The following is a 25,075-nucleotide window of genomic DNA, read 5'->3' as shown; positions in this document are numbered from 1 at the left end:
CATTAGATGTAATTATCAATAGGCTGATTTATATGGATATAACAAGCTCATTTACCACATTACTTGTAGAAGACAGCATGTCTTTAGGTGCGCTTTACACGGAGTATTTACGCGCAGATGGTGGTAGGGTTACTCACGTTAACCATGGTGAGGATGCTTTAAACGAACTGAAGCAGTGGCAACCTGATCTGCTGGTACTTGATATTCAATTGCCTGATATGTCAGGGATGGATATTTTGGCGGTTGTGCAAAAACAATACCCCGATGTTACCGTTATAATGATCACCGCTCATGGCACTATCGATATTGCGGTGGATGCAATGCGTTCAGGAGCTTTTGATTTTCTGGTTAAGCCCTTTGATGCTAAGCGACTTTCTATTACGGTTCGTAATGCCCTTAAACAACGCCAATTAGTTAATTTAGTTGCTAAGTATGAAAGTAGTCTGCCTAAACCACGCTTTATGGGGTTTGTTGGCGAGTCTTTAGCCATGCAAACCGTTTATAAAACGATTGATTGTGTTGCCAACAGTAAAGCCTCGGCATTTATTGTTGGCGAAAGTGGCACGGGTAAAGAGGTGTGTGCCAATGCCATCCATCATGCAGGGCATCGATGTGATGGCCCTTTTGTTGCGTTAAACTGCGCATCAATTCCTAAAGACTTAATTGAAAGTGAGATTTTTGGTCACACCAAAGGCGCCTTTACTGGCGCGGTTGCCAACCGAGATGGCGCTGCAACGCGAGCGCATAACGGTACCTTGTTTCTTGATGAAATTTGCGAAATGGATCTTGAGCTGCAAAGTAAGTTACTCCGATTTATTCAAACAGGTGTGTTCCTGCGTGTTGGTGGCACTAAAGAAGAGAAAGTTGATGTTCGATTTGTCAGTGCGACAAACAGGATCCCTTGGGAAGAAGTCAAAGCAGGGCGTTTTAGAGAAGATTTGTTTTATCGATTACATGTTATTCCTATTGAATTACCACCGTTACGTGTACGTGGTAAAGATATTCTGCTACTCGCTGCTAACCTACTTAAAGAGTACAACAAAGAAGAAGGTAAGAAGTTCAAAGGTTTTAGCTCTGATGCTAAGCAATGCTTAAAAAATTACGCTTGGCCTGGGAATGTGAGGCAACTACAAAATGTGATCCGTCAGGTTGTAGTGCTAAATGATGGAGAGCTGGTAGAACTGGATATGTTGCCGTTACAGTTAACTGCAGCTGAAACAAAACAGGCTCACAGTAAACCTCAACATGAACTGCAACCTCAAGCCCAATATCAGTCTCAACCTCAGCCCAAAGAGAGTTCCTCATTTATAGGCAACATTGAGCAAGGTGGCGCTTATAGTTCTTCTCAACAAAAGCTTGATGAAAATGCAGTTGGCGCTAAAGATAATGAGATTGAGCCATTATGGTTAACCGAAAAGCGTACCATTGAAGGTGCGATTGCACGCTGTGATGGTAATGTTCCTAAAGCGGCTGCATTACTGGATATTAGTGCCTCAACAATTTACCGTAAACGTCAAACATGGGAAGAGTTAGAAAATAGTTTAACCACCAGCTAAATCGGCCGATAAAAATATGCTTGTGTTTTAGGTAAGTGATAGAGCTATATTGATCAAAGGAGTAGACTTAGCGCTACTCCTTTTTGCGTTAGAAATGAGGTCAAAATGAAATACCTTGTTGATACCCATACTCATACCGTTGCTTCCACCCATGCCTATAGTACCTTGCAAGAATATATTGCAATGGCTAAACAAAAAGGCATTAAGCTGTTTGCTACAACAGATCATGGCCCTGATATGGCCGACGCTCCGCATTTTTGGCATTTCGTAAATTTACGAGTGATCCCAAGAGTGGTTGATGGCGTTGGGGTTTTACGCGGGATTGAAGCTAATATAAAAAATGAACAAGGTGAAATAGACTTCTTCGGTGACTACTTAGCTGAATTAGATATTGTTCTAGCGGGATTTCACGAACCTGTTTTTGCACCTGTTGATAAAGCAACTCATACCCAGGCATTGCTCAACTGCATAAAAAGCGGCAACGTTGATATAATCACTCATCCAGGTAACCCAGCTTATCCGATAGATATTGAAGCTGTAGCTAAGGCTGCGGCAGAATATAATGTCGCTCTTGAAATTAATAACTCCTCATTTTTAACTTCGCGCAGGGGCAGTGAACATAACTGTTTAGCAATAGCCAAAGCGGTAAAAAATGCTGGTGGATTATTAGTGATGGGCTCTGATTCTCATATCGCTTATAGCTTAGGTGAATTTGAACAGGCAATTAGCATCGTTGAGCAAGCAGAATTTCCGCAAGACCGCTTACTTAATCGTTCACCAGAAGCCTTGTTATCGTTTTTGTCGGCTCGTGGTCATGGTGCGCTTGATGATTATTCGGTGCTGGTTGAGGAATGATGTTGTGGTTTATGCATAGAGATAGGCTAAAGTGCGAATATTAATTACAGGAGCGGGTAGTCAGCTCGCACAAGCTTTGCTTTCAATCGCTGAGTTACCTCTCTGCCATAAGATGGCTGAGCATACTGCTACGCAGCGATTATTGATTAACTTATTACCAGAAGCTAAAGACTGTGTTTCAGCAAACGATGTTGTAAAAGGTTTCTTCAAAGAGCAACTGGATATTTGTTGCGTCGACTCAATACGCATTGCTTTTGAACAATTTAAGCCTGATTTTGTGGTTAATTGTGCGGCCTATAATGCTGTTGATCTTGCAGAGATTGATTCGGAACATGCCATAGCGATTAATGAAAATGGGCCGAAATTACTTGCACAAGAGTGCTTGGTACGCAAAATCAAGCTAGTGCATATCTCAACGGACTTTGTATTTAATGGCCAATTGTCTCGTGCTTATAACGAGCTCGATGCTACATCACCTTTATCTGCATACGGTAAAAGTAAGCTCAATGGTGAGTTTTGGGTTAATCAGATCTTAGGCTCTGATGCGAGCATCATTCGTACCTCTTGGTTATATAGCTGTAGGGGAAACAACTTTGTTAAGACGATGCAGAGACTGTTTGCAGTTAAAGACGAACTTTCTGTTATCAATGATCAAACAGGTAGCCCGACTTGGTGTGAAGCATTGGCTGTGGTTATTTTCCAACTCTTGAAACAGCTTGGAACCTCTTGCCAAATCAGCAAAGAGTTAGGCATGGAACAGGGCTCAGAATTAATTACGGCAACAGTAGAAAATATAGCGCCCAATTTGTACCATTATGCGGCAAGTGGCAGCTGTACTTGGTTTGAATTTGCCAAACAGATCCAACAACAGATGAATGTGCACTTCAGTATAAATAGTAAAGAGAGATTAGAGTGCAAGCTTGAACCTATAAGCACAGATTTGTGGCAATCTTGGCATCAACACACACTCGCGAAAAGACCAGCACAGAGTGCTTTATGTGCTGATAAAATACGTGGCAGATTAGCGTTTAGAGAGCAAAGTCTCCTGTTTGCGTCATGGGAATTGCAGCTACAGGCAATGCTGCAATATCAAGCGGCAATAAAAATCTGATTGGTATTGCTGCTCAGGCAAAAGAATGTAGAAAACAAAAAGGCAAAAGTCGTGGCGACTTTTGCCTTTATTTTTATGCTAACTGTATCGAGATTGTTTGCGACTCCATACTCAGATCAACCCCTTAATAAGTGCCGACAACTAAAGCCCGCTAAATAACAATCGCTACGGAAGTTATTATCGTCACTCAACACGCTTAAAAGCTGCGTTCCCAGCCTGCATAAATAGTTGTATCCCAGTCGTTACCGCCTGAAGTTACATATTTGCTGTAACCAACTGTACCGCCAACTTTCAAGGTGCCTTGATATAGTGGTCTATGGTAACTGGTATCAAACTGATAAACGCGCTCGTATTCACCCGGCGATACAGGATTACCACCAGATGGATTTCCTGTATCAGTGCCGTCAGTGTTTAGTCTTAACCAACGGAACTTATTAGTGATATTTTGACCGCCACCTAGCTGAGTAATACCTCCAACAACCAATGTTGTGGCGTCATTGTCGTAGGTGCTACCTAAGCTTTTACCGTAATAGCGGTAACCATCTTGATAAAAACCATGCTCATACAAGCAGTTGTAATAACTTGAGTCAACGCCACAAGCTACTTGGGTATCAGAGTATTCAACAAAAACACGGGTATTAATATTGGCTAAAACAAAGTCAACACCGCCCATATTGGCAGAGTTAATCAGCTTGTTTTTACCATTATGATAGTCTTCATGAATGCGCTCATAGTAAATGCCATAAGGAATACCAAACGCAGTATCAGACCAGCGGAAGTCATAACCGGCTAGCAAGTTTTCTTTACCGTCAATACCTGTTACGCCGCCGTTGAATAGGCCATCCCACCAATCACCTAAGCTATTACCATAACCTTCACCGCCCCATTGCATGGTCCATGAGAAGCCCACCTCCAATTGTGAAATGGGTCTTAATGTACCGCGAGCGCCCCAATGTTTTGCATCAGGAACATGGCGTCCGCTTTCCATTTGGCTAAATGCTGTGGTAAATGTCCATGGGCCAATCCAGTTTAACCAAGGAGTCTCAAATGCTTGGCTGTTGTTACGTGAAAAGGTCACTCCAGGCATAGGTCTAGCGTTGGTGGTTTGAATTAATCCACTATCCCAGCCTGGTCCCCAGAACTTTTGCTGCGCACCTGCGCTGACAATCCAGTTACCTAGCATCACGGCGGCAAAGCTATCATCTAAACGGGTACTATTACCGTCTATTGGATCGTAATGGTAGCTGGTAGATAAGCGCCCGCTAAACCAATCTTTAGTGATTTCAGCAGAGACTTCAGCTTCAGCCTTATCACGATAGTCTTGACCAAAGCCTATAAAGCGTGTGGTGTCAGAACCGCCAGCAAGTTTGACTTTTGCACTCATGCCACGGTGATCTTGCAGATAGGCTTGGTTAACTCTATCAAATGCATCACGCTGAGCATTTGATAGAGTGCTTTGATCTGCTTTATCCATATCTTGCTTTAAGCCATCCCACATTAGCGGGTAGGTTGTAATCGGCTGCACGATAACGCCCGTATCAGATAACAGCTGAATATCGGCTCTAAGTGCTAAGTCAGTTGGCTCTACCCACCAAGCAGCATGCACTGATTGACTCGCGAGTAGTAATAATCCAGATAATAATTTGAGTTTCATGGTATTCCCTTTGGTAATTGGGTGCATTTTAGAGGATTTAACTGCTAGCGGATAGTCGGCTTAATCGTTAATTTGCCACAAAATGTGACATATCAAGAATTTGATTTATAACGGGGAGAATTTATTGGCGGCATAATTAATTGAGGCTTAAAAGTCTTTATTTTTATGCGAGTTAGCAAAGTATGTTCTATTTTTAACAGTAGTTATTTACCTGTTGGTCGCAATTGGGGCCACTTTGATGGTCCCATATAACTGTTTACAAGGAATGTTGACATGTTAACTGCTGCTTTTGCCTCTCAGTCTTGCTCTTTCTTACGTAAAATTAAGCTACTAAGTTGTACTTTTTTACTCACTTGCGGCTGCAGCTCTGGTCATTCAGAGCCGTCTCAGGCTAGCGAGAACACAAGCCAAAAAATCAGCATATGGCCCGAGCTCAACTTTGAGGTTAAACCCGATAAACAGCTTGAGCAAAAAGTAGCGGATTTAGTGAGTGAGATGACATTAAAGCAAAAGGTCGCTCAGGTGATACAACCAGAAATTGGTGACTTTACCCTTGAGGATATGCGCGAGTACGGTTTTGGATCATATCTTAATGGCGGTGGCTCATTCCCTAATGGTAATAAACATCTGTCAATTAATGATTGGGTGACATTTGCTGAAGCCATGTATCAAGCATCTATTGATGATGAGCTCGATGGTTCGAGTATTCCAACTATGTGGGGCACAGATGCTGTACATGGACACAATAATGTCATTGGCGCGACTTTGTTTCCACATAATATCGGTTTAGGCGCTGCTAATAATCCTAAATTAATTGAGCAGATTGCCACGGTTACAGCCAAGGAAGTTAAGGTAACCGGTATAGATTGGGTATTTGCACCTACGGTTGCTGTAGCAAGAGATGATCGCTGGGGACGTACTTATGAGAGCTACTCCGAAGATCCCAATATCGTTAAGTCTTATGCCAGCGCCATAGTTAAAGGTTTACAAGGGGACGTAAATGAAGATTTCTTGTCTGAATTGCGGGTGATTGCTACCACAAAACATTTTTTAGGTGATGGTGGCACGCTTAGTGGAATCGACCAAGGGGATAACCTTGATTCAGAGCAAGCATTATTTGATATTCATGCTCAGGGGTACATATCAGGTTTAAGTGCTGGTGCTCAAGTGGTAATGGCATCATTTAATAGCTGGCAAGGCACCAAAATTCACGGCAGTGAATATTTGCTAACTCAAGTGCTCAAGGAAAGGCTAGGGTTTGACGGTATTGTAGTCGGTGATTGGAATGGCCATGGTCAAGTTGCTGGATGTAGCAATGAAAGCTGCCCTGAGGCATTTAACGCCGGACTTGATATTTATATGGCACCAGGTAAAAGCTGGAAGCCACTTTTTGACAACTTAGTTGCGCAAGTCAAAAGTGGTGAAATTGCCATGCAAAGACTTGATGATGCGGTAAGCCGGGTGCTTAGAGTAAAGTTCCGCACTGGTCTATTTACCAAGCCAAGTCCTGCAAATCGTCAATATGCTAATCAAGCGGAGCTTATCGGTGCTAATGAGCACCGTGCTCTAGCAAGCCAAGCGGTTCGAGAGTCCTTGGTGCTTCTTAAAAATAACAATAACTTATTACCCTTGTCAGGCAAACAGATTGTGATGGTTGCGGGTGATGGCGCAAATAATTTAGCGAAACAAGCTGGTGGCTGGTCGGTGAGTTGGCAAGGTAGCAGCAATCAAAATAGTGATTTTCCTGATGCGACATCGATATTTTCAGGGATCAAAGCGCAAGTTAATCAAGCGGGTGGTAAGGCGTTTCTAAGCGTAAACGGCCGTTATGCAATTAAGCCGGATGTGGCGATAGTGGTATTTGGTGAAGAGCCTTATGCTGAAGGCTACGGAGATTTAGATAATCTTGAATATCAAAGGGGCGACAAGCGTGATTTAGCTTTGCTGAGAAGGCTTAAAGCCGCGGGCATACCGGTTATTTCAATTTTTATTAGTGGTCGGCCGCTATGGATTAATGCAGAACTTAATGCATCAGATGCGTTTGTAGCTGCTTGGCTGCCGGGAAGTGAAGGCGATGGTATTGCTCAAGTGTTGTTTAGGGATAGCGCCGACAATGTTCAATTTGATTTTTCAGGCAAGTTATCGTTTTCTTGGCCCAATCATCCTGAGCAAACGAGGCTTAATATCAATGATACTGACTATAAGCCGTTATTTTCCTATGGATACGGCTTAAGTTATCAAGGCAATTATCACAACAACTACCAAAACAATGTAAACCTACCTGAACTTGAAGAACAGTATGTTGCTGCAACTAAAGCTCTAACGCCATTAACTATTTATGATGGCAAAGCGTATAAGCCTTGGCGGCTGAATATTAAGCCGCAGTCATCTAACCATGATGAGTATGGTAGCAGTACTAAAGCTAGGCGCGTCAAAGGTGTAATGCTTAGCTTGGCGACTTATCAGACACAAGCTGATGCGTTAACGATAGACTTTGAGGGGAATGCTAAAGCCAAGATGAGCTTTAAAAGTGCTTTCCCACGAGATCTACGTTCTTATTCTGAGCAAGAGAGTATGCTGAGTTTTGCTGTCAAACTAGATAAATTACCGAGCGCTCAAGTGCAGTTGATTATGCAGAGTGATAAATATGGCAAAAAGGCTGTTGATATTACTCAGGCATTGAAAAGCCTTTACCGTAAAGGCTGGCAGACGATGAATGTTGACTTTAACTGTTTTATTAAACAGGGGATGCATTTTGCTGATATTAGTTCGCCATTTGCCCTTAAAACTAAAGGGCAATTAGTCATGGATATCGCAAAGATACAATTGAAAGAAGCTTCTTGGGGGAAGAAAGGAGATGACGATAACAATGAAAATGCGGCTACGGTCGAGCAGTCTGTAAATATTCAGTGCACTAATGTGTTGTAGGTTCTACTTAGTGTTTCTATTTCGCACTTAGACTTCGCACTTAGAGTTGTTTTGATGGGGCGGAGAACACTAGTCATGCTTATACTGTTTCATTTATAAAGTGGCATTGATACAGCTCTTTTTATAAAGGTGTGTTTGTATAAGTCTGACAATGAAAGTTTATTCTTAATTTTGCATGAGACAGAGGCTAAGTATCAGAGTTTATTTACGCTATTTTTTGTGGCTATTTTTCATTGCTGTACTTGGATATGCTTTTGCTGCTTTCCATAATAACTCTGCGGCTCTTGTAAATGAAACTAACGTTTCTGCAATGGATAGTGATTGGCAACTGGTTTGGCAAGATGAGTTTAATGGCAAACACATCGACCTTACTAAATGGAGCTTTGAGTATAACTGCTATGGCGGTGGTAATAATGAGCGCCAATGCTATACAGATCGCGCTGAAAATGCCTTCGTTAATAATGGACACTTGCATATTGTAGCGCGGCTAGAGTCATTTACTGGACCAGTTCTGAAAGATGATCATTTGCTTTATCAACGCAGTGATGTTTCTGTCAGTAAACCCTTTACCTCTGCTCGAATGCGCACGGTATATAAAGGTGATTGGTCGTATGGTCGGTTTGAGGTTCGGGCGAAATTTCCTAAAGGTCAGGGAACTTGGGGAGCTGTGTGGATGTTACCCACTGATTGGCATTATGGGGAATGGTCTGGTTCCGGTGAAATAGACATTGTAGAAGCGATTAACTTAGGTACGGCTTCAGATAGAGCAGGAGCCTTGAAAGGTGAGCTTGAAACACGAATACACGGAACACTGCATTATGGTCAGCCTTGGCCGAATAATGTCTACTCTGGCCAATCATTTCAGCTGCCTAATGGGCAAAGTCCCGCAGCAGGTTTTCATCTATACGCATTGGAGTGGGAACCTGATGAGATCCGCTGGTACGTTGATGGCATTCATTATGCCACTCAAACCTCAAAGACTTGGTTTACGCAAACCATCATAAAAGAGCAGCATGTCTTAGCCAAGCAAGATGCGCCTTTTAATAAACGATTTCATTTACTGCTAAATTTAGCCGTTGGCGGTGATTGGGTTGAAAATGCCAATGATAAAGGAGTTGATCTGGAGGCATTTCCTCAAACGTTGTTGGTTGATTATGTGCGTGTTTACCAAAAACAAAACTAGCAAGCTGTTGCTAACTTAATAACTGTTGTGGAACCCCTTAGTTAAACACTGGCATTTATTGTTTAATACTCCTCCTGAATATTAAAAGATAGATTTAGGCTGCTGTTTAAATATTAGATGTTTACGATTGATTAAGCTTAGTTTTTTTTAGTCATTGAATGAACAATTGGTTATTAATTTTAACTGTTAACTACTGGCATAATAGAGTGGATGACTAATAAATATTAAAGAGAGCTTTAATGACTACTCCTATGTTTAAACAAGAATGGTTAGAGTCCGCAGTTGCTATTGCACTAGAAGCTGGTGAGCAGATTATGACTGTTTATGCCAGTGATGAATTTGGCGTTGAAACTAAAGATGATGCTAGCCCTGTTACAGCAGCAGATCTTGCGAGTCATGAAGTGATAGTTAAACGATTAAAGCTGCTAACCCCTGATATTCCTGTTATGTCTGAAGAGTCGACAGATATTGACTGGAATGAAAGACAGCACTGGCCTGCATATTGGCTGATAGATCCTCTTGATGGTACCAAAGAGTTTATTAAGCGTAATGGTGAGTTTACCGTAAATATCGCTTTCATTGTTGGAGATAGAGCCGTTGCGGGTGTTGTATACGCGCCTGTTCTGGATAAATGTTTTTATGGGGCAATAGCACGCGGAGCTTGGGTTGAGCACGCTGGAACTAAGCAACAGCTTTGTAGTGCTAACAGTGATTATGACGGAGCGCCGCGAATTGTCGGCAGCCGTTCGCATATTAGCCCGGGGTTAGAGGCGTATTTACAAGATACTGGTGAACACCAAATGAAAAGTGTGGGGAGTTCGCTTAAGTTTTGTTTGTTAGCTGAGGGAGAAGCTGACATTTATCCACGCTTAGGGTTAACGAGTGAATGGGATACTGCAGCTGCGCAAGCTGTTTTAGAAAGTGCTGGTGGTAAAGTTGTACAATTTGATACCGGAAAGCGCCTTGATTACAACCAAAAAGAAGATATATTAAATCCGTATTTTATTGCTTACGCCCCGCATTGGCAGGCTTGTGATTAAGTGAGATTTATGGCTGATAAGTGTCATTTTTATCATAGTCAACCGCTTCATCAGGCTAATATCTTTGATTGCTGAATGCATAAGTATATCGATGTATAGTCACAAGTAATGATAAATCAGTTTAAAACTAAAGGCTTACTTGATGTTGAGTAACACTTAAGGATGAGACAATGTTAAGGATTGGTGTTGATCTTGGTGGAACCAAAACTGAAGTGGTTGCTCTTAACGAGCAGGGCGAAGAGCTCTTTCGTAAGCGTGTCGCAACTCCTAAAGAGTATGTTGCAACCCTTGACGTTATTGAGGCGTTAGTCTTTGAAGCTGAGTCAACACTTAATCAAAAAGGCACTGTTGGCATAGGCATTCCAGGCGTTGTTTCACCTTTTTCTGGTTTGGTTAAAAATGCTAATTCGACTTGGATTAACGGTCACCCACTTGATATCGATCTAGGCAGGCGACTAAGTCGTGAAGTTAAGGTCGCTAATGATGCTAATTGTTTTGCAGTATCAGAGGCAATTGATGGTGCTGCTGCAGGCGAGTTTATTGTATTTGGTGTGATCCTCGGTACTGGCTGCGGCGCTGGGATTGCTATTAACGGCAAAGTACATGGTGGTCAAAATCGTATTGCAGGTGAATGGGGCCATAATCCACTACCTTGGATGGATTCGAGTGAACTAAACTCAACTCAATGTTTTTGCGGCAATAATGATTGTATTGAAACCTTCGTGTCAGGTACTGGGTTAGTTCGTGACTACAAACTTGCTGGTGGTCAGGCTGAGAGTGGTATGGAGCTTTCGCTAAAAATCGACGCAGGTGAAAAGCTAGCAAGATTAGTATTTGAGCGCTATATCGACCGACTGGCGCGTTCTTTAGCTCATGTTATTAATATTCTCGATCCAGATATGATAGTTCTTGGGGGGGGGATCTCTAATATCGATGAGCTATATCAGCTTTTGCCAAAAGCTCTGCCTAAATATGTTGTTGGTGGTGAGTGCCGTACACCTGTTGTACAAAATATGTATGGTGGTTCTTCCGGTGTTCGTGGCGCTGCTTGGCTTTGGCAAAGCTGAAACCTTTCACATTAAGCCTTTATCGAGATAAAGCAGCGAATTACAGATATCATTGCATGCTACACTTGCTTTGATATTTATCGCTTTGGGCTTCCACTTTTATGTTCTGGTTAAAAAAAATTGTTTCTCAGCTATTTATGCCAATACCGTTAGTATTATTTATTTTACTATTGGCTTTTATTGTTATCCGCAATCGTCAGCGTAGTCGCTTGTTATTATTTATAGCTGCTAGTCTTTTAATCATATTAAGCAGTGGTTGGGGCAGTAATGCACTGTTGAAACCACTTGAAAACAGTTATGTCGTGAACAATTCACCTATAGAACAAGGTTGTCTGGTGATGGTTTTAGGTAGCGGTCATGATGAAAACCCAAGTTTAACTGCGGTTCAGCAACTCTCAACAACCGCATTAGCGCGGCTTACTGAAGGGCTTAGACAACTGTCGTTAGGACAAGATTGTAAATTGGTCGTTAGTGGTTGGAGTGGTGGGCTTGCAACCCGCTCCCACGCCGATGTTATGTTTGATGCTGCTGTTGAGCTAGGTGTAGACCCAAGCGTGATCATCAAGTTTCCTCTCGCTAAAGACACCATTGAGGAAGCGCAGTTTATGCGCTGGGAGGTAGCAGATGCGCCTTTTAGATTGGTGACGTCAGCGAGCCATATGCCAAGAGCCATGGCTATTTTTGAAAATGCAGATCTAAATGTCTCAGCTGCGCCGACTGATTTTGCACAACGACAGACATATTGGTGGCGCTTTGATGCCATGAGTTTATTAAATTCACAGCGGGCAATTCATGAGTATTTAGGCTTAGCTTGGTTTAAGATTAAACATCAAGGTAGAACTGCTACGGAAGCGAGCAATAATGTTAATAATGATGAGAGCGCAATGTCGTCATTTTGATAGATTCGGTGAATTAAAGATTTAATCTCAACAAGTAGAGTGCAGAACATTGAAAGATAATGAGATTTTGATTAAACCTGTAATTAAACGAAACGGACTCACCTTTAGTGTTTTTGGCAGTATAGGTGTGGTTTGCGGTATGAGTCTTTTTTTATTGGGAAGTGAATTCTTTGCCCCTGGGATTATTTGTTTTGCTTTAGGAATAATCGCTTTGGTGTTAGGTTTTTTTAAGCTTGCGGAGCCTGAAGTATCACTAAAGCTTTCAAGCGAAGGCTTCACCTATTTTCATCGACGTGGTCAAGTCAGTGTTTCATGGGATAATGTGCAACGCATGGATCAGCCACGTGTTACTCAAGGAATTGATACTGTGTCTTTGCCCTATATTGGTGTAAAGATTAAACAGATGAGTCCAGTTTTAGAAACGATATCGCTGAGACTTGCTGCTGGCCTGCTTACAGAACAGCGTCCATTATTAATGACTGCATCGACACAAGATGAAGATTTATCTGTGCTTGAAAATCAAATGAGCGCTGAATTTACGCCTTTTATTGAAGACAATGATCGCTTTAAAGGCGTGTTAGCGATGTTTGGCCATCGTAGTAAATTATTGGGCAACCATCTCGGTTATCATCTGTATATTTCAACAGACGCATTAGATAGGCCGGTTAATGAATTTATTGCGCTGATGAATAAATCTAAACAAGCTGCTGTGGTAGGAGCTTAGCCTTTGGGGCAAATAGTTTGGTGAGCATAATAGCCTATTTAAAGAAGGCTATTATGCAAATGGTTTTGGGGATAGAGTTAGCTTGCGGTCAATTCTGCATCTTCAATTTTCTCATTGCTAATTGATTGCTTTATTTCCGGCTTGTTTTCTTTGTTTGAGGGCAAAAATGCAATTTCGTCTCTGACTCGCATACCGATGAATTGACCGCCTTCAAATATCTCCATTGATTGGCAGTTCACTTCGCCATCAACTAGACCTGTACTCGTTATATTGAGCTTTTCACAGTTAAGTTTCCCTTTAAAAGTCCCTGAGACTCTCAGCTCAACACAGTGGAGCTTGCCTTCAATAAGTCCATCTTGCTCTATGGTTATATTGTGGCTAGAGGAAACATTACCCTTTAAAGTGCCTGCGATAAGCGCCTCTGCAGTAAATTCTGTATCACCGGTAAATGTAGAGCTTTGCGCAATAAAGGTAAGTCCGCCGCTTCTTTTTTTTCTAAACATCTTTCTGCCTTAACCAGACTAAGTTGCATAGATGTTACCTCTATTTTCTACAGAACAAAACCACTTTAAATTGGCGCTGGTTGCCATAATTTTGGCGCGTGTAGGTGTGATGAAAAACGAATGATGTTGCCTAAGCAATTAAATATTTAGAGTTAATTTAAGGTCTAGATTACGGCTGATTATGAGCAGGGTTCGATTTCTTGAATACGAATCGCATTACTAGGGCAAGGGAATACGCAGGCTCCGCAGCCAGTGCAAGCTTCAATATCAATATTGGGTTGCGGGGCTTGGCCTATTGCAAGAGTAAAACTGATTGCTCGGCTATCACAGGCATCTTTGCAGCTTTGGCACCAAATACCTTGATGTGCCATGCATGTATCTAATATTTTGGCTTTAACGTTCCATGCTTGCAAGATAGTAAGATCGAAAAGTGGTTCTTCGCAGACTTGGATACATTTTTGGCAAAAAGTGCACTCATCAATTGAAAAGTCTACTTCAGGGAAACCGCCATCACCCTTGATAAGGATTTGTGTTTCACAGGCTTCAATGCATTTATTACAGCGGGTGCAAAGGTCGGTAAATTCAATGTTAGGATCAACCCATGGTAGATGAATCGCTTGAGTCTTTTTACGACTAAAAATACGCCTTCTACTTTGATTAATACTGCTCATTGTAATCCTCTAAACAAGAACGAAAGGGAGGGTATAGTTAAACTCCCTAGCGCTCCATGTGTCATATCGATAATTCTTTAACTGTTTCCAGGCGTTAATGCCGAAACATTAAACAATTATTCGCAGTCAGTTTTATAGCCGTTAGGGTTGTTTGACTGCCAGTGCCAGCTACTTTGCGCCATGTCGTCAATGTTATGGCTAGCTTGCCAGCCAAGCTCTTGTTGAGCTTTATCAGGGTTGGCGTAACAAGCTGCAATATCACCGGGTCTTCTGGCAACCAATTGGTACTTGATCTGGGTGTTGCTGGCTTTTTCAAAAGCCTTAACCATTTCTAGTACACTATAGCCTTGACCGGTACCTAAATTATAGGTGACTAAACCACATTGAGTTTGTAGTTTATCAAGTGCTCTTAAATGGCCGATGGCAAGATCTACCACATGGATATAATCTCTAACACCTGTACCATCAACGGTATCGTAATCACTACCAAATACACTCAATTGCTCTCTTTTTCCTACCGCAACTTGGGTGATAAAAGGCATTAAGTTGTTTGGAATATCATTTGGATCTTCACCGATTAAGCCGCTGTGATGGGCACCAACAGGGTTAAAGTAACGTAGACGTGCAATATTCCAACTGTTATCCGAGTGGTATAGATCGCTTAGAATGTGCTCGACCATTAGTTTAGATTGCCCATATGGGTTAGTTGCACCTGTTGGGAAATCTTCGGTAATAGGTAAGCTTGCAGGATCACCGTAAACGGTAGCCGATGAGCTAAACACTAAATTCTTAACATTGAACTCGCTCATCACCTCACATAGAACGATTGTTCCTGTGACGTTATTTTCATAATAACGCAATGGCTGCTCAACTGACTCACCAACGGCTTTTAAGCCTGCGAAATGAATAACAGATTTGATATCGTGGTCAGTGAACAGTTTTTGTAAAAAAGCGCGATTTAGCACATCACCTTGATAAAACGTGACTGATTTTCCAGTTATTTTTTCAACACGCTCAAGCGCCGTAACGCAAGAGTTACTCAAGTTATCGAGAATAACAACATCATTGCCGTTGTTAAGAAGCTCTACAACTGTGTGAGTGCCAATATAGCCAGCGCCGCCGGTTACTAATATGGTCATAGTGGTATCCTGTAATTTGTTGGAGTTTAAAAGTAATTAGTTAAGGGTTTTAACGATCGCTTTTAAGTACTCAGCAAATTCTTCACCAATTTCGTTATGACGCAGTGCATGCTCAACATTCGCCTGCATATAACCGAGTTTATTACCACAATCATGACTCTTGCCTTGCATGTAGTAAGCGTTAACTGTTTGGTTTTCCATTAGCATCGCAATTGCGTCAGTTAGCTGGATCTCATCGCCTGCACCGGCTGGCGTTTTCGCTAAGTAACCCCAAATTTCAGCTGGTAAAACATAGCGGCCGACAACGGCAAGGTTTGACGGTGCTGAATCAATACTTGGTTTTTCTACAAGCTGGCTTAAAGGTAGGGATTGCCCTGGTTGTAATTCTTCGCCATTGATGTCGGCAATACCGTATTGATTAACCATTTCATGAGGTACACCTTCAACCATAATCTGGCCAACCTCAGTTTCATCATACAGTTTAACCATATGTGCTAAGTTATCTTGAGTGAGATCGCTAGCGGCACAGTCAACCAATACATCAGGTAAAAGCACTGCAAATGGCGCATCGCCGATAATGCTTTTAGCGCATAAAATAGCGTGACCTAGGCCTTTAGCTTGAGATTGACGCACACTGATAATTGTCACATCTTCTGGGCAAATACCTTGTACTTCAGCAAGGAGTTGGCGCTTTACACGACGTTCGAGTTGGGTTTCTAACTCAAAGCTTGTGTCGAAATGATTTTCGACTGAGTTTTTACTGGCGTGAGTCACTAAAACAATTTCTTTAATCCCTGCAGCAATTGCTTCTTTTACAACATATTGAATCAGCGGCTTGTCCATAACTGGCAGCATCTCTTTTGGAATAGCTTTAGTTGCAGGAAGCATGCGAGTTCCTAAACCTGCTACCGGGATGACTGCTTTGCGAATTTTATGTTGTTTCATTCTAGTCCTATTCGTTCCTAATCGAGGAGTCGGCAAATAATTAATCATTGTATACCGAAAAGCATTTGTATTGGACAAGATTTGATTCGCTATGAGCCGAATGTGGTGTTTTTCTTCAATCAGTGTAGGAAGTTTATACTGTGTGACGGTAAATACGGTGCTTAGCTGACAAAGGCGAGTGCTGTATCAGTTGGTTTTGCCTAAATTTGTCGTGTCATAGGATGACTTTTTACTTATTAAAGCAGAGCTTGTTTGCATGAGTTCATTAAATTAAGGCTTGGTGAATAGGCAGTCTTTACCAAAAGTAAGCGTCTTTGCTTTATATCTTCGCGTTATTGTAAATCTTGCAATACACATTAAACCCCTTATTTAAATAAGTTTATAGGTAACCTAAATTTAATCTGTATCATTTTGATTACACTTATTACCACCGAAGGCTTAAATTATAAATTGTGATCTACTTAACAATTTAGTGGGCTTGGTTAACTATGGATACAGAACTTACACCCATGTTTAGGATAACTGTTTAGTACTATGAGTAAGCAACAAAATTACATAGCATATGAGCCTGATAGCAATGGGTGTATTGATTACCCAAAAGCTGAAAATGATATCTGGTCTGAACTTTATGCGCGTCAGCTAGTTAATCTACCTGGGCGAGCATGCCCAGAGTACCTGCAAGGTTTAGATAAACTCGCTTTGCCTACAGACCGGATCCCGCAGTTACCAGAGATTGATGAGGTGTTACTGCAAACAACAGGTTGGAAGACTGCCGCTGTACCAGCTTTAATTTCATTTGGTAAATTTTTTGAATTGCTGGCGAACAAATCATTCCCCGTAGCGACCTTTATTCGAAGTCGTGAAGAGTTCGATTACCTACAAGAACCGGATATATTTCACGAAGTATTTGGTCATTGCCCACTGCTGACTAATCCATCTTTTGCTCACTTTTCACATCTTTATGGCCAGTTAGGGTTAGCAGCAACCAAAGAGCAACGGGTGTTTTTGGCGAGGCTTTATTGGTTTACGGTTGAGTTTGGTGTGCTGCGTAACAAAAACAATGACCTTAGCATCTACGGTGGCGGTATTTTGAGCTCTCCTGGTGAAACCTTATATGTTATGGGAGATGAGCCGGAAATTAGGCCTTTTGATTTAATCGATGTACTTAGAACTCCTTACCGCATTGATATCATGCAACCTATTTACTATGCCATCGATAATATTGGCCAGTTAGATGAGATTGCTGAAATGGATATTATGGCTGCAGTGACTAAGGCACAGCAGTTAGGGTTGTTTGAAGCGGCATTTCCAGTAAAAGCAGGTTAAAAAATTAATATTTAAGAGCTGATAATATTGAGCGGTTTGACTCGAAATTATAGCTTCTTCTTACAGTTAATACGGTTAACTAAACGAACAAGTAAAGGAATAAAAGATGACAGAATTAGCGCAAATGAAATGTGAAGCTTGCCAAGCAGATGCTCCAAAGATTAGCGATGAAGAACTGGCACAGCTTGTGAAAATGATCCCGGATTGGGGGGTTGAAGTACGTGATGGCATAATGCAGTTAGAGCGAGTTTATAAATTTAAGAACTTTAAGTTGGCGATGGAGTTTACTAATAAATTGGCTGAGCTTGCTGAAGCAGATTTTCATCATCCAGGTATTCTTACTGAATGGGGAAAAGTGACTGTGACTTGGTGGTCTCACTCAATAAAAGGCTTGCACAAGAATGATTTCATTATGGCGGCTAAAACAGACACGCTTTATTCGTAATCACTAGGTTTATGCTTTTTCCTATATTATTAACAGCATTGCTGCGCAATTTTGCTTAATGTTGATAGATGAATAAACTGCATTAATTGAGCGTGTTGGCCTGACTAACACGCTTTTATTTTCTTAATGTTACAAATCCGCTGTAAACAAGCCTTGCCACAACTAAAATAAACTTCTAACGTATAGGCAAATTACAGGTGTCAGCAAAAGTGTCGCTGCAAACGGTAAGCAAGGCATGCTCCATCTGTCGATTGTTTTGTCCCAATAACGAGTATCTAAAAAAGGGAATTGCAATAGTATGCGCTTGGAAGTCAGCTGTTTAGATCGTGTCGGTCTAGCTAAAGATATCTTAACTATTATGGAAGGCTATGGGATTAACTTGTTTGCTATCGATGCAAGTAACCAAGGCTTCCTGTACCTACAATTTGCTGAAGTGAGTTTTGACACGCTCAGTGAATTATTGCCACTTATTCGTAAAGTAGAAGGCGTTCATGATGTAAGAACGGTTTCTTTTATGCCATCAGAGCAGGAACATTACGCCTTAAAGACGTTATTAAAAACCTTACCTGATTCAGTTTTTTCCCTCGATGTGAAAGGCCGTGTTCGTATTGTCAATGAGTCAGCGTTGCACACTATTGGTATGGCTGAGCATGAGATCCTTGATGAGTCGATAAATCATTGGGTACAAGGGTTTAATTTTGGCCGTTGGTTAAGTGAATCAACCGTCTTAGCCCAAGCTACTCGTGTCAATATTGGCGAAAATGAATACCTCGCTGAGATGCTACCAATTTATTTACCAGATAGCGGCAGTGACACACCTATTTTAGCTGGTGCCGTGGTATCACTAAAGTCTCCCGCGCGCTTAGGTAAACAATTTAATGCATTGCAAAACCAATCGAGCGGTTTTGAAAATGTACTGGCAACTAGCGATAAAATGAAAGAAGTGTTGGTGCAAGCACGCAGAATGGCGCAGTTAGATGCTCCATTACTTATCACTGGTGAAACTGGCACGGGTAAAGAGTTAATGTCGCGAGCCTGCCATGATGCAAGCATGCGACGTGAGCAGCCGTTTATTGCCATTAACTGCGCGGCAATGCCTGACAGCGCTGCAGAAGAAGAGCTCTTTGGTTTTGTAAATAACGGCAATGTTATTAAACGTGGTTTTATTGAAGAGGCGAAAGGTGGCACTGTATTTCTTGATGAAATCGCCGAAATGTCAAAGTCTGCGCAAGTAAAGCTATTACGATTTTTACAAGATGGCACATTCAGACGCGTAGGCGGTGATGAAGAGATCCGCAGTGATGTACGTATCATTTGTTCGACCCAAAAAAATCTGGCCGAGTTATGTCAAAGCGGTGAATTTAGAGAAGATCTTTACTACCGTATTCATGTTTTAAGTTTCCATGTTCCATCTCTGCGTGAGCGCAAAGTCGATGTTATCCCGTTAACTGAAATGTTTTTAGAGCATTATAGTCAGCAATTGTCTATTCCTATTCGCCGTATTTCTGGCGAGTGCCGCGAACATCTTTTAGGTTACGCTTGGCCGGGTAACGTTCGTCAATTAAAGAATGCCATTTTTAGAGCGGTATCTATGTGGGATGGCAGTGCAGAGTTAACCGTTGAACAGCTAAAACTGCCATCTTATGCAGAAGGTTTTGGTTACTTTGATCATCAATTTGAAGGCAGTCTCGAGCAAGCAATGAAGCAATTTGAATCGAGCCTATTACGTAGGCTTTACCCTGCTTATCCAAGTACGCGCCAATTGGCAAAAAAACTTGGGGTGTCTCACACTGCAATTGCTAACAAACTGCGTGAATATAAGATCAGTAAACAGAAAGAAGTGTAAAACTAGCTTGCCGATGGTTGCTGTATAGATAAGCAACTTTGGGCGTAAAACAGCGTGTAGCTTGATAATTGTTTAGACTGTAATTTTTTGTTTACAAAACTATGGTCAAGCCTGATGAATGTGATTCAGCTCACGCTATTTCGTATCCCGATAAGTGGTGTCATTCTATGGCAAATTTCGACTTAGATTGATATACCTGCTGTCATCAAAAAATAGAATTAGATTGATAGTGTGGCCACAAACGATTAGGAGTAAGTATGAAGTTAGCAAGTTATGATAATGGTCGTCGTGACGGCCAATTGATGTTAGTTAGCAAGGACTTGACTAAAGCGATTGCGGTACCTGCAATTGCGCATACTATGCAGCAGCTTATTGATGCATGGGATCTTTTGAACCCTCAGCTTGTCGAACTTTACGATGCGCTTAACAAAGGCTTAATGGATAACGCCGTTAATTTTGATGAGTCAAAGTGTTTATCACCGTTGCCACGTGCTTATCAGTGGGCTGATGGCAGCGCATACGTAAACCATGTTGAGCTAGTGCGTAAAGCCCGTGGCGCCGAGATGCCAGAAACATTTTGGACTGATCCGCTAGTATACCAAGGTGGTTCAGATTGCTTTATTGCACCTAAAGCTGATATCCCGTTAGCAAGTGAGGAGTGGGGCATCGATTTCGAATCTGAAATTGCTGTGATCACTGACGATGTGCCAATGGGGGTTACTGCTGATAACGCTGAAAAGCATATTAAACTGTTGATGCTTGTGAATGATGTGTCACTGCGTAACCTGATCCCTGGTGAGTTAGCTAAAGGGTTCGGTTTTTTCCAAGCAAAACCATCGAGCAGCTTTTCTCCTGTAGCAGTAACGCCGGATGAGCTAAACGATAAATGGCAAGATAGTAAGGTGCATTTACCTCTAATAACGCATTTAAACAGCGAGCTTTTTGGTCGCCCTAATGCGGGAGTTGATATGACGTTTAATTTTAGCCAGTTGGTATCACATGTTGCTAAAACGCGTCCGCTTGGAGCTGGCGCGATTATCGGCTCTGGAACCATTTCAAACTACGATCGTAGTGCTGGCTCTAGCTGCCTTGCTGAAACACGTATGCTGGAAACCATTGCCGACGGTAAACCTTCGACTTCATTTATGCGTTTTGGTGATCGCGTGCGTATCGAAATGCTTGATGATGAGAACAACAGCATTTTTGGTTCGATCGATCAGCAAGTTGTCGAATATAAAGTGTAATAAGTCACTTAATCTAGTAACTGTTACCTAGTTAATAAAGGCTGATCCTCTGGGTTAGCCTTTTTTATAACTTTTAGATAAATGGCTAAACCGTTTTAAAGGATTAAGAAAATGCCAACAACTAATATGAAACTTTATGGCTATTGGCGCTCAAGCGCTGCATATCGAGTGCGAATAGCGCTAAACTTAAAGTCGCTAACTGCTGAACATATATCTGTGCACTTAGTTAAAGATGGTGGTGAGCAACATAGTGCAGTTTACGCTAAGCTCAATGCACAAGAGTTAGTACCGAGTCTTGTTATTGAACAGGGTGAGCAGCAACAAGTACTAACTCAATCATTGGCTATTTTAGAGTATTTAGAAGAGGCTTACCCTCAAACGGCATTGTTACCGGCAGATCTATTTGATAAATCTGTGGTTCGCTCAATGGCAATGCTGGTAGCTTGTGAAGTGCACCCGTTAAATAACTTAAAGGTTTTACAGTATTTGACTAATGAGCTATCTCTAGAGCCTGATAACAAAACGGCTTGGTATCATCACTGGGTAACAGAAGGTTTTACGGCACTGGAAAAAATGCTTGAAAAACATAGTGGCCGTTGCTGCTTTGGTGATGAGCCAACGCTTGCGGATCTTTGCTTAGTGCCTCAGGTCTATAATGCAAAACGTTTTAATGTAGACATGAGTGCTTACCCGAATATTCAGAGGGTTAATGACTATTGTTTAACCCTACAAGCATTTGCCGATGCAGTACCTGAGCGCCAAGCAGACGCAGCTTAGCGATTTTGCAATAGGAATGACACAAACGCCTTATCGGCTTGATCGATAGGGCGCTGTTTTTTCCACGCTATGTGTAAGTCTAAAAATACCGGTGGAGAAAAGGGTTTAGTGCAAATATTATCGTGCGGCTCAATTGCCATCTCTAACACACTGGTTATACCGTATTCCTGTGCCACGACTTGTTTAATTAGGTTAATTAGATTGGTTTCAAATGCAATGTTAACCTCAAGCCCCAAGCACTCCGCTTGTTTTAACATCCACTCCCTATGAAAGTATCCTTGCTTAAACAGTACTAATTCATGTTCGAAAAAAGCTTCTAAGGAAACGCTGCTAGATTTTGCTAGCGGATGATGTTTACCTACAGCTACAACCATTTGCTCTTTTAGCAATAAATGACTGTCAAACTCATCAGTTAAATCTTTAGCGGTAATAATTGCGATATCGACCTCTTCTTGTTGCAACATACGCAGAGTGTCTCGAGTACCGCCCTCAAAAAGCGATAATTTAAGATCGGGATACTTATGTCGAAATGCCATTAATCGACTCGGCAAATAAAAAGAGCCCAGCATCCCTGGCACAGCGAGGCGCACTTCACCTTTAGTGAGGTTGGCCATTGCCTTTATATGCGCCTCAGCCTGCGCGAGTTGATTAATAATCAATTTTGCATGTTGATGTAATGCTTGTCCCTCAGCGGTTAAAGAAAGGGATTTAGTGATGCGATTGGCACCTCTATCAACAAGTATCACCCCCAATTCCTGTTCTAATCTTTTAATACTCTGGCTGAGTGCTGGTTGAGCAATATTGAGCCGCTCGGCTGCCTTAGTAAAGTTGCCTGTTTGCACTAATGTGTCTAGGTACTTGAGCTGTTTAATATCCATAATTCTGAGCCATTACTTTTTACTGTCCGCATGTTTGGATTCAACTATTAGCGGTTGCTTTATATGGGGTAGATTAATCTAAAGATATAGAAATCATTTTGATCCAGCATAACAAAAATTAATGGGTTGGCCACTTTCTAGTTATTATAATTATGAGTAGGCTCTTGTTATGCTTTCAGTTATCTAAACTAAGCAGAACTTTTAAATGAAGGCCGTAATACAACCACTTAAACGCAATGAAGTTAGATTGATAGCCGGACTATCACTTGCATCTATGGTTATTTTCATCAATTTATATCTTGTTCAGGGCATGTTACCGCTGATCTCGAGCTCTTTTGAGATCACAATGAGTCATGCCACCTTATTGCTATCAGCAACTAGTTTTACGATGGCATTTTCATTGTTAATTTTTGCAGTCATGTCAGATAGAGTCGGTCGTAAAAAGCCCATTTTAGTGAGCTTGATTTTATTATGTGTCACCGACGTATTTGCTTATTTTATTACTGATTTTAATCAGCTGCTTAGCTTAAGGTTGGTACAAGGGGTTTTGCTTGCATCTGTTCCTGCTATGGCGATGGCTTACTTTAAAGATGAACTGGCAGGTCACAGTCTATTAAAGGCTGGCGCTATTTATATTGCAGCGAACAGTTTAGGCGGGATAGCGGGGCGTTTACTCGGTGGAGTGATGGCACAATACCTTGATTGGCAACAATCCATGTTATTACTAACAGGTATTACTTTAATGGGGACCGCGCTTGCCTACTATTTGTTACCTGCAAGCCACTTTTGTAAGCCAGAAAACATCTCAAAAAATCGCTTTTTCAGAAGAACAGATTTTAACGGCTTTTGCCTTCACTTAGGTGATGCCAAAATGAGGCTAATTTACTTAGTCGGCGGTATCGCTTTTATGGTTATGGTTAATCAGTTTAGCTATATCCAGTTACACCTTATGCAGGCGCCTTTTAATTTGGGACGTTTTGAAGTGACCTTGATTTTTCTCTGTTACTTAAGCGGTACTTATGCTTCGTATCACTCTGCTAAATGGGTGGCTAATCGTGGCCTGAATGGTGTTTTTAAAGGTGCGACATTGTTGATGTTTGCTGGCAGTCTATTAACGGTTCAAGATACCTTATTATCAATTTATGTTGGATTCTTATTGTCTGCCTTTGGTTTCTTTTTACTGCATAGTAGCTGTAATGCATGGGTGGCGAATCGAGCTGAACATCACAGAGCCAAAGCTACATCATTGTACTTGTGTAGCTATTATTTAGGTGCCGCAATTGGCGGTCCATACTTGTTACCGTTTTGGCATCAATGGGGATGGAGTGGGGTAGTGTTGGCTTCGCTACTTGCTTTAACACTTATGTCGTTTGTGATCGTTAAAGTTTTACATGCCAAACCAGATGCAAAGCCACTAGTTGCTGCTTGATAGTTATTTGTGACGAATAGCTGCGATAATGGTTATTCCCTTACAAAGCTGAAGTAAGCTGCTTTAGCGGTCTTAAAACTATTAATTTCGGTAGCTCACAAGGATATGGCTTGAGAGTAATAGATAAGATTTAAGAGACCAAGGATGGTTGCTGTTAAAGCAATGAATGACAGAATTTCTGAATGTTAGTTTTGCTCAGAGGCTAAGGAAGTTACAGAAAGGGACGATTTTTATCTCATGGAAAGCATGTTTATCCTGACCCGCATGTGAAGCGATATCGCAGTAATATCATATCGCTTCGGTTTATTTGTGTATTACTTATTCGGTGCGATTTGGTGCATAACATAATCGCTAGGTAAAAGTTCTAACTGACCGTTTTCATCAAAATACCAACCAGTTATAAATCCTTTCTGACGCATTTTAACCAAATTATGCATAACCGACTTAGCTTCGACCAGAGCCGTTTCTTGGTCGTATTGATAAGTGAGTTTTAAATATGCTGCGATGCTGGCTAGTGATGCGGATTGACTGACATCTGCCATAGCGTTTGTCCAGTAATGAGTTATTCTAAAAGCATAGTTGAGACAGGATTAACTGACAAAATATTGTGGTGTAAAACAGATTGATTTTGCTAAAGCTAGATTAGGAGTTTGATCATTCTTAGAAAAAGAATGGTGGTCGATACTGGGCTCGAACCAGTGACCCCCTCCTTGTAAGGGAGGTGCTCTCCCAGCTGAGCTAATCGACCTGGGATTTCATAATGTTTTAATTCTTTATGAAAAGAATGGTGGTCGATACTGGGCTCGAACCAGTGACCCCCTCCTTGTAAGGGAGGTGCTCTCCCAGCTGAGCTAA

At 41.6% G+C, this 25,075-nt stretch carries 22 protein-coding genes and 1 tRNA gene; 15 read left to right on the top strand and 8 right to left on the bottom strand.

The features are described 5' to 3' along the window. The first annotated feature begins 32 nt into the window (after positions 1–32). The 3 genes from MSG37_RS00125 (at position 33) to rfbD (ending at position 3,522) form a co-directional block, all read left to right on the top strand. Positions 33–1,556 carry a sigma-54 dependent transcriptional regulator gene (locus tag MSG37_RS00125; protein WP_248468562.1) on the top strand — a complete coding sequence of 508 codons (1,524 nt, stop codon included), beginning with the start codon at positions 33–35 and terminating at the stop codon, positions 1,554–1,556. A gap of 105 nt (positions 1,557–1,661) precedes the next feature. Next, on the top strand, positions 1,662–2,411 hold the full coding sequence (locus MSG37_RS00120) for a phosphatase (RefSeq protein WP_248468561.1): 750 nt from the start codon (positions 1,662–1,664) through the stop codon (positions 2,409–2,411). Between the two features lie 31 nt (positions 2,412–2,442). Next, positions 2,443–3,522, top strand: coding sequence for a dTDP-4-dehydrorhamnose reductase (gene rfbD / locus MSG37_RS00115; RefSeq protein ID WP_248468560.1), 1,080 nt, complete (start codon positions 2,443–2,445; stop codon positions 3,520–3,522). 196 nt (positions 3,523–3,718) lie between these two features. On the opposite strand, the gene MSG37_RS00110 is transcribed toward rfbD, so the two are convergent. Then, positions 3,719–5,176, bottom strand: coding sequence for a capsule assembly Wzi family protein (locus tag MSG37_RS00110; RefSeq protein ID WP_248468559.1), 1,458 nt, complete (start codon positions 5,174–5,176; stop codon positions 3,719–3,721). A gap of 273 nt (positions 5,177–5,449) precedes the next feature. On the opposite strand from MSG37_RS00110, the gene MSG37_RS00105 reads away from it, so the two are divergent. The 6 genes from MSG37_RS00105 (at position 5,450) to MSG37_RS00080 (ending at position 13,017) form a co-directional block, all read left to right on the top strand. Further along, on the top strand, positions 5,450–8,104 hold the full coding sequence (locus tag MSG37_RS00105) for a glycoside hydrolase family 3 N-terminal domain-containing protein (RefSeq protein ID WP_248468558.1): 2,655 nt from the start codon (positions 5,450–5,452) through the stop codon (positions 8,102–8,104). Between the two features lie 217 nt (positions 8,105–8,321). After that, positions 8,322–9,287, top strand: a complete 966-nt coding sequence (locus MSG37_RS00100) for a glycoside hydrolase family 16 protein (protein ID WP_248468557.1) — start codon at positions 8,322–8,324, stop codon at positions 9,285–9,287. A gap of 239 nt (positions 9,288–9,526) precedes the next feature. Then, a complete protein-coding gene (gene cysQ / locus MSG37_RS00095) occupies positions 9,527–10,327 on the top strand; it encodes a 3'(2'),5'-bisphosphate nucleotidase CysQ (RefSeq protein ID WP_248468556.1) in 801 nt (266 codons plus the stop codon). 170 nt (positions 10,328–10,497) lie between these two features. Next, positions 10,498–11,394 carry a fructokinase gene (gene mak, locus MSG37_RS00090; protein WP_248468555.1) on the top strand — a complete coding sequence of 299 codons (897 nt, stop codon included), beginning with the start codon at positions 10,498–10,500 and terminating at the stop codon, positions 11,392–11,394. Between the two features lie 101 nt (positions 11,395–11,495). After that, complete coding sequence (locus MSG37_RS00085; protein WP_248468554.1) at positions 11,496–12,293, top strand: ElyC/SanA/YdcF family protein; 798 nt, start codon at positions 11,496–11,498, stop codon at positions 12,291–12,293. Positions 12,294–12,342: 49 nt separating this feature from the next. Further along, positions 12,343–13,017: a DUF2982 domain-containing protein gene (locus tag MSG37_RS00080; RefSeq protein ID WP_248468553.1), complete on the top strand. Its 675-nt coding sequence runs from the start codon at positions 12,343–12,345 to the stop codon at positions 13,015–13,017. A gap of 77 nt (positions 13,018–13,094) precedes the next feature. Here the strand turns inward: MSG37_RS00080 and MSG37_RS00075 are convergent, their stop codons facing one another. The 4 genes from MSG37_RS00075 to galU form a co-directional block, all read right to left on the bottom strand. Continuing rightward, positions 13,095–13,520 carry a polymer-forming cytoskeletal protein gene (locus tag MSG37_RS00075; RefSeq protein ID WP_248468552.1) on the bottom strand — a complete coding sequence of 142 codons (426 nt, stop codon included), beginning with the start codon at positions 13,518–13,520 and terminating at the stop codon, positions 13,095–13,097. A gap of 179 nt (positions 13,521–13,699) precedes the next feature. Further along, complete coding sequence (napF, locus tag MSG37_RS00070; protein ID WP_248468551.1) at positions 13,700–14,191, bottom strand: ferredoxin-type protein NapF; 492 nt, start codon at positions 14,189–14,191, stop codon at positions 13,700–13,702. A 116-nt stretch (positions 14,192–14,307) separates the two neighbouring features. Then, the gene (galE, locus tag MSG37_RS00065) at positions 14,308–15,330 is read right to left on the bottom strand and encodes a UDP-glucose 4-epimerase GalE (RefSeq protein ID WP_248468550.1); all 1,023 of its coding nucleotides are present in this window, start codon (positions 15,328–15,330) and stop codon (positions 14,308–14,310) included. 36 nt (positions 15,331–15,366) lie between these two features. After that, positions 15,367–16,275, bottom strand: a complete 909-nt coding sequence (gene galU / locus MSG37_RS00060; protein WP_248468549.1) for a UTP--glucose-1-phosphate uridylyltransferase GalU — start codon at positions 16,273–16,275, stop codon at positions 15,367–15,369. Between the two features lie 534 nt (positions 16,276–16,809). On the opposite strand from galU, the gene phhA reads away from it, so the two are divergent. The 5 genes from phhA to maiA all read left to right on the top strand — a co-directional run bounded on the left by phhA (position 16,810) and on the right by maiA (position 21,913). After that, positions 16,810–17,601: a phenylalanine 4-monooxygenase gene (gene phhA, locus MSG37_RS00055; RefSeq protein ID WP_248468548.1), complete on the top strand. Its 792-nt coding sequence runs from the start codon at positions 16,810–16,812 to the stop codon at positions 17,599–17,601. Between the two features lie 106 nt (positions 17,602–17,707). Next, positions 17,708–18,046: a 4a-hydroxytetrahydrobiopterin dehydratase gene (locus MSG37_RS00050; protein WP_248468547.1), complete on the top strand. Its 339-nt coding sequence runs from the start codon at positions 17,708–17,710 to the stop codon at positions 18,044–18,046. 298 nt (positions 18,047–18,344) lie between these two features. Further along, positions 18,345–19,892, top strand: coding sequence for a transcriptional regulator TyrR (gene tyrR / locus MSG37_RS00045; RefSeq protein ID WP_248468546.1), 1,548 nt, complete (start codon positions 18,345–18,347; stop codon positions 19,890–19,892). A 257-nt stretch (positions 19,893–20,149) separates the two neighbouring features. Beyond that, complete coding sequence (locus MSG37_RS00040) at positions 20,150–21,136, top strand: fumarylacetoacetate hydrolase family protein (RefSeq protein ID WP_248468545.1); 987 nt, start codon at positions 20,150–20,152, stop codon at positions 21,134–21,136. 126 nt (positions 21,137–21,262) lie between these two features. Then, positions 21,263–21,913 carry a maleylacetoacetate isomerase gene (gene maiA / locus MSG37_RS00035; RefSeq protein ID WP_248469113.1) on the top strand — a complete coding sequence of 217 codons (651 nt, stop codon included), beginning with the start codon at positions 21,263–21,265 and terminating at the stop codon, positions 21,911–21,913. Here maiA and MSG37_RS00030 read toward each other — a convergent pair. Continuing rightward, positions 21,910–22,791: a LysR family transcriptional regulator gene (locus MSG37_RS00030; RefSeq protein WP_248468544.1), complete on the bottom strand. Its 882-nt coding sequence runs from the start codon at positions 22,789–22,791 to the stop codon at positions 21,910–21,912. The genes maiA and MSG37_RS00030 overlap by 4 nt on opposite strands. A 205-nt stretch (positions 22,792–22,996) precedes the next feature. Here MSG37_RS00030 and MSG37_RS00025 point away from each other — a divergent pair, with 205 nt between their 5' ends. Then, positions 22,997–24,220, top strand: a complete 1,224-nt coding sequence (locus MSG37_RS00025; RefSeq protein ID WP_248468543.1) for an MFS transporter — start codon at positions 22,997–22,999, stop codon at positions 24,218–24,220. A gap of 314 nt (positions 24,221–24,534) precedes the next feature. On the opposite strand, the gene MSG37_RS00020 is transcribed toward MSG37_RS00025, so the two are convergent. Both MSG37_RS00020 and MSG37_RS00015 read right to left on the bottom strand, forming a co-directional pair. Then, positions 24,535–24,762 carry a hypothetical protein gene (locus tag MSG37_RS00020; protein ID WP_248468542.1) on the bottom strand — a complete coding sequence of 76 codons (228 nt, stop codon included), beginning with the start codon at positions 24,760–24,762 and terminating at the stop codon, positions 24,535–24,537. Between the two features lie 130 nt (positions 24,763–24,892). Continuing rightward, a tRNA-Val gene (locus MSG37_RS00015) sits at positions 24,893–24,968 on the bottom strand. Positions 24,969–25,075 lie beyond the last annotated feature (107 nt).

Source organism: Shewanella sp. 1CM18E, from assembly GCF_023161665.1.
Lineage (GTDB): Bacteria > Pseudomonadota > Gammaproteobacteria > Enterobacterales > Shewanellaceae > Shewanella.
The sequence above is the reverse complement of the archived record's forward strand: the minus strand, read 5'-3'. Positions and strand labels throughout refer to the sequence as shown.

Coding starts and splice junctions, on each gene's coding strand:
- galE (WP_248468550.1), bottom strand. CDS start 15,330: ATGACCATATTAGTAACCGGCGGCGCTGGCTATATTGGCACTCACACA.
- phhA (WP_248468548.1), top strand. CDS start 16,810: ATGAGTAAGCAACAAAATTACATAGCATATGAGCCTGATAGCAATGGG.
- MSG37_RS00085 (WP_248468554.1), top strand. CDS start 11,496: ATGTTCTGGTTAAAAAAAATTGTTTCTCAGCTATTTATGCCAATACCG.
- galU (WP_248468549.1), bottom strand. CDS start 16,275: ATGAAACAACATAAAATTCGCAAAGCAGTCATCCCGGTAGCAGGTTTA.
- MSG37_RS00120 (WP_248468561.1), top strand. CDS start 1,662: ATGAAATACCTTGTTGATACCCATACTCATACCGTTGCTTCCACCCAT.
- MSG37_RS00125 (WP_248468562.1), top strand. CDS start 33: ATGGATATAACAAGCTCATTTACCACATTACTTGTAGAAGACAGCATG.
- mak (WP_248468555.1), top strand. CDS start 10,498: ATGTTAAGGATTGGTGTTGATCTTGGTGGAACCAAAACTGAAGTGGTT.
- maiA (WP_248469113.1), top strand. CDS start 21,263: ATGAAACTTTATGGCTATTGGCGCTCAAGCGCTGCATATCGAGTGCGA.
- MSG37_RS00020 (WP_248468542.1), bottom strand. CDS start 24,762: ATGGCAGATGTCAGTCAATCCGCATCACTAGCCAGCATCGCAGCATAT.
- MSG37_RS00040 (WP_248468545.1), top strand. CDS start 20,150: ATGAAGTTAGCAAGTTATGATAATGGTCGTCGTGACGGCCAATTGATG.
- MSG37_RS00110 (WP_248468559.1), bottom strand. CDS start 5,176: ATGAAACTCAAATTATTATCTGGATTATTACTACTCGCGAGTCAATCA.
- napF (WP_248468551.1), bottom strand. CDS start 14,191: ATGAGCAGTATTAATCAAAGTAGAAGGCGTATTTTTAGTCGTAAAAAG.
- MSG37_RS00105 (WP_248468558.1), top strand. CDS start 5,450: ATGTTAACTGCTGCTTTTGCCTCTCAGTCTTGCTCTTTCTTACGTAAA.
- MSG37_RS00075 (WP_248468552.1), bottom strand. CDS start 13,520: ATGTTTAGAAAAAAAAGAAGCGGCGGACTTACCTTTATTGCGCAAAGC.
- MSG37_RS00025 (WP_248468543.1), top strand. CDS start 22,997: ATGAAGGCCGTAATACAACCACTTAAACGCAATGAAGTTAGATTGATA.
- tyrR (WP_248468546.1), top strand. CDS start 18,345: ATGCGCTTGGAAGTCAGCTGTTTAGATCGTGTCGGTCTAGCTAAAGAT.
- MSG37_RS00050 (WP_248468547.1), top strand. CDS start 17,708: ATGACAGAATTAGCGCAAATGAAATGTGAAGCTTGCCAAGCAGATGCT.
- MSG37_RS00030 (WP_248468544.1), bottom strand. CDS start 22,791: ATGGATATTAAACAGCTCAAGTACCTAGACACATTAGTGCAAACAGGC.
- cysQ (WP_248468556.1), top strand. CDS start 9,527: ATGACTACTCCTATGTTTAAACAAGAATGGTTAGAGTCCGCAGTTGCT.